Origin of the sequence: Pseudidiomarina gelatinasegens (genome assembly GCF_004025325.1) — a bacterium.
Lineage (GTDB): Bacteria > Pseudomonadota > Gammaproteobacteria > Enterobacterales > Alteromonadaceae > Pseudidiomarina > Pseudidiomarina gelatinasegens.
In genome coordinates this window covers 369409-378411 of sequence record NZ_RSFE01000003.1, presented here as the reverse complement: position 1 = coordinate 378411, position 9003 = coordinate 369409, and the positions used below count along the sequence as shown (strand labels likewise).

Below are 9003 nucleotides of genomic sequence, written 5' to 3'. Positions count from 1 at the left end.
TTTTGCCTGGCGGCCATAGCGAAGTGGAACCACCTGATCCATTCCGAACTCAGTAGTGAAACGCTTCAGCGCCGATGGTAGTGTGGGGCTTCCCCATGTGAGAGTAGGACACCGCCAGGCTTTAAATCGAGAACCCCGAGCTAACGCTCGGGGTTTTTTTATGTCTGAAAAACAAAAGCGTTATTGGTTATTCGTTATTGGTTACTCGAAAAAAGAAAGACCACTTCCAGCAACGATTAACCAATAACGATTAACGAATAACTACCAACGCTCTCGCCTTTCCATATTCATCGCCGTATAATTGCGCAATGAACGACGTAATCGAATCAACTAACCTATCTTGCTTGCACAGCTTTCGCCTGCCCTCAGAAGCGGCGCGAATTATTGTGCTTGACGATCTATCTCAGCTTAGCGGCATACCGAGTAACGCATATATATTAGGTGCGGGTTCTAATACTCTGTTTCTTGAAGATATTGAATTTCCAATTTTACACGTGCGGTTGATGGGTATCGAAATCCATGAAAGTTTGGATTTTTGGCAGGTGCATGTTGCAGCGGGCGAGAACTGGCATGAACTTGTTTGCAAACTTCACGCGCAAGGAATTTTCGGCTTCGAAAATCTTGCTTTGATCCCAGGTACTGTTGGTGCTGCTCCGGTACAAAATATTGGAGCATATGGCCGTGAAGTGAGCGAGTTTATTGAGAGCGTCGAAGTATGGGATCGTCAGTCGCAATCCCGTTATATGCTAGCGAACGATGCGTGCCACTTTGCCTACCGCGATAGCATTTTTAAGCAAAATCCTGCGCGTTGGTTAATAACAAGTGTGCGGTTTAAGATTCCCAAGAACTGGCAAGCGGAAGTCAGTTATGGAGAACTAAAAAGTTTAAGCTTGCCGGTTACACCGGCAGACATATTTGAAAAAGTTATCGCGATTCGAACAGCCAAACTTCCTGATCCTAAGCGGATTCCAAATGCTGGAAGTTTCTTTAAAAACCCATTAGTTGAGCCTTCTCAACTCAAAGAATTAATTTCCCGTTATCCTGAGATGCCATATTTTACGAGCCCCTCAGGTAAGATTAAGTTAGCTGCGGGCTGGATGATTGATTATCTGCGATTGAAGGGGTATTCAATAGGCGGTGCGGCGGTGCATGATAAACAAGCACTGGTACTAATTAATATCGGTTCGGCGACTGGGGAAGATGTATTGAATCTCGCACGGTATATTCAGGAAAAAGTTAACCTTGAGTTCGGTGTTAACCTTGAAGCTGAAGTTCGTCTGATAGGTGGGCAAGGAATGATGTCACTATGAAACCACAGCGATGCGACAGAGTAGTTCAGGTAATAGAGCGACTAAGTGATGGTCATTTTCATTCAGGTGAAGCTCTTGGCGCTCTGTTGGGCGTTAGTCGTACAGCCGTAAGCCAGTATATTAAGGACATCCAAGCTCTTGGCGTGGATGTATTTCGTATCACAGGTAAAGGTTATCGGCTGGCAGCGCCGCTAGCGCTCATTAATATGGAGCAAATTCATGCTCATATTGAAGCTGAAGGGGAGCGCGTTGATAATATCTATCTTGAGCGTATTTTAGCTTCAACAAATGATTATATTAAGCAGCAAATTAGTCTCGGAATTGATCCGGGTCTTACGGTCTTTTCAGAAGCTCAAACACAAGGGCGTGGTCGCCGCGGTAAGCGCTGGGTATCACCCTTTGGCAGCAACTTATACATGAGTATGTACTGGCGGCTTGATCAAGGCATGAGCGCCGCTATGGGGCTTAGTATTGCCTTGGGCACGGTCATAGCCGAGCTGCTATCTGAGCTGGGCGTGTTTGATGTGGAAGTGAAATGGCCGAACGATGTCCTAGTTAACGGAAAGAAAGTTGCAGGTATATTAATTGAACTCGAGGGACAAGCGCTTGGTGTTGCTCATTCGATTATTGGCATTGGATTGAACTTAACAATGCCGCCTTGGATGGCCGATCAGATTGACCAACCCTGGACTGATCTTTCTACCCTATTAAACGGTAAGTTTAATCGCAATGAAGTAGCGGCAGCGCTGGTCATAAAATGCCGCAAAGCGTTGCAGGCTTATAATGAGTCCGGACTAAATCATTTTCTCCCCAGCTGGCAAAAATACGATCGGTTAGCCAAGCAGCCAGTTCGTATTTTGATGGGTGATAAAGAACTGCATGGTATTGCCGAAGGTATAGACGAAACCGGCGCGTTGCTTGTAAAACGTGAAGGAAATTTAGAACGATTCCACGCTGGAGAGGTAAGTTTACGATATGGCGCATAAATTACTAATAGATGCAGGTAATACCCGGGTAAAAGCTGCATTAATGGATGCAGAAGGGCATCTCGAGCCATGGTTGAATGTTGCGTACGATGAACTGCATGAACACACGATTTCATCAGACGTTGAAAGTGTGTGGCTTGCTGCTGTCAGCAGCCAAAATCGCAAAGATTCCGTTGCTGCCTGGCTTAGCCAAGCGCCTTCTCTTAAGGTGAATTCTGTGAATTCTGAAGCGGCGGCTTTCGGCGTTAAAAACTCTTATTCTGAGCCGAATAACTTAGGTGTTGATCGCTGGTTGGCGATGCTTGGTGCGTTTGATGAGCAGCCGAAAGCCACAGTGATTATTGATGCGGGCACAGCGATAACCGTTGATTGGATTGATGAACATGGACAACATCTGGGTGGCTGGATAGCGCCAGGCGTTAACCTGATGAAAACGTCTGTATTGAATCGCGCTCCAAACGTATTTACGGAAGCGGAAAGTGAAGAACATTGGGGAAAAGCGCAGCAACTTGGACAAAGTACCCCAGATTGCTTATTGAATGGTTGTGTGAACACCTTTGTTGGCCTAGTGCGGCAAGCTATTTCAGTTTCCGAAACCGAGCTCGATTGGTTTGATTACCGTATTTTATATAGCGGGGGATCAATCCCGTTATTACCAGCGGATATTAAACGCAGGGGCGAGGTTCGTACTGAACTAGTCTTACAAGGTTTGGCTTGTTACGCGCGTCAGGAAAAATGACGATATAACTGCGATATAAAGAAGGTTCATATAAAAAAGCACAGCCTTGGCTGTGCTTTTTTGTTTCGCTCGTACCGTTCACGACAAGCGGTCGCGGAAATCTTCGTAAGTGAACTTACGAATGAGTTCGAAGCGACCATCGCGTCTCAATATGCCGATGCCTGGGTGTTCAACGCCGTTAAAAAACGATGTCTTCACCATGGTATAATGCATCATATCTTCAAAGATTATCCGATCACCTCGTTGCAGAGGATGTTCGAAACTATAGAGCCCAATAACATCTCCCGCCAAACACGAATTACCACCGAGCTTGTACGTATGCGGCAGCACACCCGGCTCTCGTGCATTGGTAATGGTTGGTCTATATGGCATCTCCAAAACATCAGGCATATGCGCAGTGGCAGAAATATCGAGCAGTGCAATTTGCCCATCGTTCTCAATAATATCGACAACTTCAGCAATAAGCGGGCCTGTTTGCCAAGCAACTGCTGAGCCTGGCTCAAGAATAACTTGAAGATTATAAGTTTTTTTCAAGCGTTTTAATTGGCTGATGAGATGGTCAACGTCGTAACCTTGTCGAGTCATAAGATGACCGCCACCTAAATTCAGCCATTTCATCTGGTGCAAGATATCGCCAAATTTTTCTTCGACTGCTTCTAGCGTACGCTCAAGTGCGAGCGAGTCACACTCACATAGATTATGTACATGTAACCCCTCAATACCGGTGAGGTCTGCACCCTCTAAATCTCGCAAGCGAATCCCTAAACGCGAACCAGGTGCACTTGGGTCGTAGAGTTCAGTTTCCGCCTCTTGATGCTCTGGGTTAATTCGCAAACCAGCTGAAACACCAGCGGCGAGCACTTGTTCACGATAGGTGTGCCATTGCGACATACTGTTAAATGAAATGTGATGCACCAAGGGTAGCAAGGCATCAATGTCAGCTTGCTTGTATGCCGGCGCGTACGCATGAACTTCGCGACCGAACTCTTCGGCAGCGAGTCGAGCTTCCCACACAGAGCTTGCCGTGCAGCCTTTTAGGTATTCACGCACTAGCGGGAACGTGCTCCACATCGAGAAGCCTTTAAGCGCAAGAATAATATGCGCTTCGCTTTCTTGTTGCACACGCTGCATCAATTTTAGGTTTTGCTCTAACGCCGCCTCATCACAGACGTAACAAGGCGACGGGATGTCCGAATTTAAGAACGGATTGGTCATAGTTATTAGCGCTTAAATGGAGATTCAGTTTCTACCACCTTCCATGGAAGGCCGTATTGGTTTAGACGGTTCATGAACTCATCTGGATCGAACTGTTCCATGTTCCATACGCCCGGTTTCATCCAATGGCCTTGCAGCATCATTGAGGCGGCAATCATTGCAGGAACACCAGTTGTGTACGAAACAGCCTGAGCACCGACTTCTGCATTACAAACTGCATGGTCACAGTTGTTGTAAATGAAGATTGTCTTCTCTTTACCGTCTTTGATACCCGTTACATAAGTACCAATGCAGGTCATGCCAGTATAACCTTCCGCTAATGATCCAGGGTTAGGTAACACGGCCTTTAAGAATTCAAGCGGTACGATTTTCTGACCCTGGAATTCGACAGGTTGAATTGACGTCATGCCTACGTTTTCTAAAACGCGTAGGTGGGTCAAATATTGCTCGCCAAATGTCATCCAGAAGCGCGCACGCTTAATGGTCGGGAAATGCTTAACAAGCGATTCTAATTCTTCATGGAATAGCAAATACGATGCACGAACGCCAACGCCTGGGTAGTCCAAGTCTTCACGAACGCTGATTGGATCAGTTTCATGCCACTCGCCATTTTCCCAGTACTTACCACGTTGAGTAATTTCGCGGATATTAATTTCTGGATTAAAGTTGGTCGCAAAAGCTTGACCATGATCACCACCGTTACAGTCGACGATGTCTAAATAATGTACTTCATCGAAGTAGTGCTTGGCTGCATACGCAGTGAACACATTGGTCACGCCCGGGTCAAAACCAGCTCCCAATAGCGCCATAATACCTTTTTCTTTGAACTTATCCTGATAAGCCCACTGCCAAGAGTATTCGAACTTAGCTTCGTCTTTTGGCTCATAATTGGCGGTATCTAAATAATGTACGCCAGTCTCGAGACAAGCATCCATGATTGGTAAATCTTGATAAGGTAAAGCAACATTAATCACCAGGCTAGGCTGCACTTTACGAATTAAATCAGCCACTTCGCTGGCATTGTCAGCATCGACGGTATACACACCGACAACACGGTCTTTACCCACTTCTTCTTGAAGCTTTTCGCACTTGGATACAGTGCGGCTAGCAAGGTGAATTTCAGAGAAGTATTCTGGCAACATTGCACACTTCTTTACCACTACGCCGGCTACTCCGCCAGCACCAATAATTAATACTCGAGACATGAAATATAACCCTTTTGTTGCGGGTGAATACAAAGGCTAAAAGATAGCATAATTTTATTAAATCAGCATATTTAGATGACTATTTTAACAGTCTTTACCGAGTGAGTTCGAGGTATTCGCGGGCTATTTGGCGCAATTGATTTTGCATGGTTTGTTGGCTGCTGTACCCGTAGCGTTGCGTCAGGCGAGCAAGGTCATCGGTGGTATTAAGAATTTGCCCGGGTAGCGTGAGTCCGGTCGCTTTAATAGGCAGCTTCATGTCGCAAACTGTCCATGCGAACTGCGCTTCAGTAAAAGGGAGGTTGCCATGTGCAAACCCACCGAGTACCTGTCTGGCAACTTGATGTGTGGCTGTTGAGATATTCACGGGCGTATGCGCTTTCCAATCAAGCTCGGCATTGCAATAGTCATGCAAAACACGAACCAGTTCTTGGCTACGGCTGGATAGACCGCTAGCTACTATGGCATTGGGGTAACCACTAGCCATGTTTAGTTTGCGCCCCATACGAATTACCTGGAAAGACGTTTGCGTCCAGAATTCTAAGACGTCGGGGCTGGCACCGAAGCTTGAGCCAAGTGCATCGATGTTAGCACGTTCAGCGAGCTTGGTAAGATGGGCCAGTAATTGCAGCCCAACGCCTTGACGCCGCACATCGTCATGTACCGCTATTCGCGTAACGCGCCACCATTGCCAGTTCAGAACGTCTTGTTGCTGTAGATAAAAGGCGATAGCTTGCGGCAAAATATTGCCATTTAAACGGCGCTTTCCTTCTTTAATAGGCGTGTGCAATGCTTCAGGAAGAGGCCCTTCGTGGCCGTACCAAATAACACCTATAAGCAGTCGGTTACGGCGGGCTAGTACTAATCGCTGTTCATTATCGTCGAGCAATAGACGTAAATCATTCGGGCTACTCTGATAGTGCGCTTCCAGCAGCAATATAATCACTTCGGTTAAGTCAGCTTCACTCAATTCGCTAGCGTGAGTATCCTGAAACTCTAGCGGAGCTTTTGAAGCAAGCGCCTCAGTTGTCATTTGCGTGTGCTGCACTTGCATGAGCAGAGCCTGGTTGAGCCATGGCTCACAGGTGTCAAATTCAGACCAACGAATCGGTCGTTCAAGTGCATGAACCTTACAGACCCGCTGCTGTTGAATCCATTCTAAAAAGCGCACCGCAAAGCCTCTGCCGCAGCCTTCATAGCCATCGACGGTGGTTGCGATGGCCCATACTGTGAATCGTTGCGCGAGTTGCTGTAACACATGCATAGGGATGGCAGCAGCCTCATCAATAATCAAACGAACGCTTTGTGCAGGATAGTCGGATAGCAGCTTATCCCAAGCAACAAAACGCACTGATTGTGCGGCATGTTCCAGTAAAGTTGATACCGCTGAGGGACGAGGGCCAGTTACGACCAATTCACGGCCGCGATAATTACGTATCCATGCCTGACATGCCAACCCTAGTGTTGTACTTTTTCCGCGTCCGCGGTCAGCCATCAGAATATGGCAGGTTCCTGGTAAATCGATCATGCAGTCGACGATTTGTTTTTGATCAGCGTTTGGCAGCGTCGGCTCGTCGACCTCAGGTAGCTGTTCAGTACAAAGCTTTTCAGTAAGTAGCTTCAGATCTGCATTGGGGCGAATGAGCTCGATACGTTCGAAGCGCTCAGCACTTTGTATCAATCGTTTTTTGAAAGGGGAGTCAGTAGCAGGTAAGAAGACATAAAGTATGCCGCCACCGTTGACAGTTCCGGCCAGCGCAGCAAGCGCATCGGCATGAATGACCTGATTAAACTCTAATAAAACGGCGTTGTTATTGGTGCCAAGATAATCGCGGTATCGATGCACTGCGACTTCTGAGGTGTCGCTATCAGATAAGTGCAAAACAGCATCATGCTGCCTAAAAATGGCTTGTTTATGGAACGTAAGCCAGTCGGGCGGACCGTCAAATAAAAAGACTGCTCGAACCCGAGCAGTCTTTAAATGTTTGGCGATACGTTGAAGACTCATAATTTACAGGAACGAGTACCCAAAGAACTTAGTCAGTACTGTATTTAAGAAAATCACCGCTAAGATAACTGGAATAAAGGTGCCGATTGAGAAGCTTACGTATTTTTCCAGCCACGACGTCGCATACGCTTGGTTGCCTTCGCTTAACTCAGCAGTGAGTTGAGCGCGCTTCCAACGGAAACGAACGAATAAGCAGATCAATAAACCGTTCAACGGTAAAATTGTGTCATAAAAAACATCGTAAATAACATCAAACACCGATTTATCGGCACCGGCATAGCTGGTAAATGTGGTGAACCACGGTACCAAGCCAAATGAAGTAGCGGCAACCAGTGTCAGAATCGTTGTGGCAATACCCATCATCAACAATGCGCGTTTACGCGAAATATCACGCTTCTCCATTAATGATGATGTAGGTACCTCAATAATCGAAACGAGCGACGTTATCGCGGCCACGAAAGCCAACAAGAAGAACACTGTTGCTGCAACGCTGGCGGCTAAATAACCCACTGAATCCGACAGGGCTAAGAAGATGTTCGGAAAGAATGAGAAAATCATGCTTACCGATGAATCACTCAAAGTTTCTGGATTCGTTTCTGGATAGATAGCGAAAATAGCCGGTAAGGTCATTAAGCCTGCAATAAAGGCTACCGCTGTATCTGTTAGCGCAACCAACTTACCGGAGGTAACAATGTCATCACTGCGGCGGAAATATGAGCCGTAGGTTATAAGGATACCCATCCCCAATGAAAGCGAGAAGAAGGCTTGGGCAAGTGCGCCATTAATTACGGAGCCATCAATTTGGCTAAAATCAGGCACCAAGTAAAATTGAACACCGGCCCATGCGTTATCGAGAGTAAGCACAAACGCCACTAAAAGTATCAGCATCAGGAATAATGTCGGCATCAGAATTTTTGATGCACGCTCAATACCCTTACGAACACCACCAACCAAAATGAAGTTAATGATGATAGTTACAGCTGCTAAATACCAAATGAAGTCATAATCATTAACGAACTTCCCAAAATACCCCTCGGACGCGAGCGCATCGAGGTTACCCGTCAATGATTGAACCAAATAACCGAATATCCATACCGTAATCACCATGTAAAACACCGCAATCATAAACGGCGTGATGGTGGCGAGTAGGCCAGCAATTCGCCAGCGCTTTAAACCTTGGCCAAGCTCTGAATAGGCGCGGTAAGGACTATGCTGTGAGCGGCGTCCAAGACCCATTTCTGCCAACATGACCGGCAAGCAAATGAAAGCGACAAACAATGCATAAATAAGTAGAAAAGCACCCCCACCGTTTTTGGTGGCGGCTACAGGAAAGCCGACCAAGTTGCCGATACCTACGGCTGAACCTGCTGCGGCTAGTATAAATCCGATTTTTGAGCTGAAATGCTCACGCGCTGCGCTCATAGAGAGAACCCTTGTTCATCGTTATTATAATGGATTGCAAACTGGCCAATCCTAGCGCATGCAGGGTGCTCCGGCAAGCAGACCAGACCAATAGCAGGAAATTTGCGCCTGAACAGCT

7 protein-coding genes and 1 rRNA gene are annotated in these 9003 nt (G+C 46.6%); 4 read left to right on the top strand and 4 right to left on the bottom strand.

Annotation, left to right across the window (positions count from 1 at the left end; genetic code table 11):
* Positions 1-5 precede the first annotated feature (5 nt).
* The 4 genes from rrf (at position 6) to EGC76_RS05985 (ending at position 3035) form a co-directional block, all read left to right on the top strand.
* Positions 6-120, top strand: a 5S ribosomal RNA gene (gene rrf / locus EGC76_RS06000).
* A gap of 188 nt (positions 121-308) precedes the next feature.
* Entirely contained in the window at positions 309-1310 is a 1002-nt protein-coding gene (gene murB / locus EGC76_RS05995) for a UDP-N-acetylmuramate dehydrogenase (RefSeq protein WP_128352090.1), read from the top strand.
* Positions 1307-2296 (top strand): bifunctional biotin--[acetyl-CoA-carboxylase] ligase/biotin operon repressor BirA, encoded by a 990-nt coding sequence (gene birA, locus EGC76_RS05990; RefSeq protein ID WP_128352089.1) that lies wholly within the window; start codon positions 1307-1309, stop codon positions 2294-2296. Before murB ends, birA begins: the two co-directional genes overlap by 4 nt.
* Positions 2286-3035, top strand: coding sequence for a type III pantothenate kinase (locus EGC76_RS05985; RefSeq protein WP_128352088.1), 750 nt, complete (start codon positions 2286-2288; stop codon positions 3033-3035). The genes birA and EGC76_RS05985 overlap by 11 nt, the downstream gene beginning before the upstream one ends.
* A gap of 78 nt (positions 3036-3113) precedes the next feature.
* Here the strand turns inward: EGC76_RS05985 and nspC are convergent, their stop codons facing one another.
* The 4 genes from nspC to EGC76_RS05965 all read right to left on the bottom strand — a co-directional run bounded on the left by nspC (position 3114) and on the right by EGC76_RS05965 (position 8885).
* Complete coding sequence (gene nspC, locus EGC76_RS05980; protein ID WP_128352087.1) at positions 3114-4250, bottom strand: carboxynorspermidine decarboxylase; 1137 nt, start codon at positions 4248-4250, stop codon at positions 3114-3116.
* A 5-nt stretch (positions 4251-4255) separates the two neighbouring features.
* Entirely contained in the window at positions 4256-5455 is a 1200-nt protein-coding gene (locus EGC76_RS05975) for a saccharopine dehydrogenase family protein (RefSeq protein ID WP_128352086.1), read from the bottom strand.
* A gap of 94 nt (positions 5456-5549) precedes the next feature.
* Complete coding sequence (locus EGC76_RS05970) at positions 5550-7463, bottom strand: tRNA(Met) cytidine acetyltransferase TmcA domain-containing protein (RefSeq protein WP_128352085.1); 1914 nt, start codon at positions 7461-7463, stop codon at positions 5550-5552.
* Positions 7464-7466: 3 nt separating this feature from the next.
* Positions 7467-8885 (bottom strand): sodium-dependent transporter, encoded by a 1419-nt coding sequence (locus EGC76_RS05965; RefSeq protein ID WP_128352084.1) that lies wholly within the window; start codon positions 8883-8885, stop codon positions 7467-7469.
* Positions 8886-9003: the final 118 nt, after the last annotated feature.

Coding starts and splice junctions, on each gene's coding strand:
- murB (WP_128352090.1), top strand. CDS start 309: ATGAACGACGTAATCGAATCAACTAACCTATCTTGCTTGCACAGCTTT.
- birA (WP_128352089.1), top strand. CDS start 1,307: ATGAAACCACAGCGATGCGACAGAGTAGTTCAGGTAATAGAGCGACTA.
- EGC76_RS05985 (WP_128352088.1), top strand. CDS start 2,286: ATGGCGCATAAATTACTAATAGATGCAGGTAATACCCGGGTAAAAGCT.
- nspC (WP_128352087.1), bottom strand. CDS start 4,250: ATGACCAATCCGTTCTTAAATTCGGACATCCCGTCGCCTTGTTACGTC.
- EGC76_RS05975 (WP_128352086.1), bottom strand. CDS start 5,455: ATGTCTCGAGTATTAATTATTGGTGCTGGCGGAGTAGCCGGCGTAGTG.
- EGC76_RS05970 (WP_128352085.1), bottom strand. CDS start 7,463: ATGAGTCTTCAACGTATCGCCAAACATTTAAAGACTGCTCGGGTTCGA.
- EGC76_RS05965 (WP_128352084.1), bottom strand. CDS start 8,885: ATGAGCGCAGCGCGTGAGCATTTCAGCTCAAAAATCGGATTTATACTA.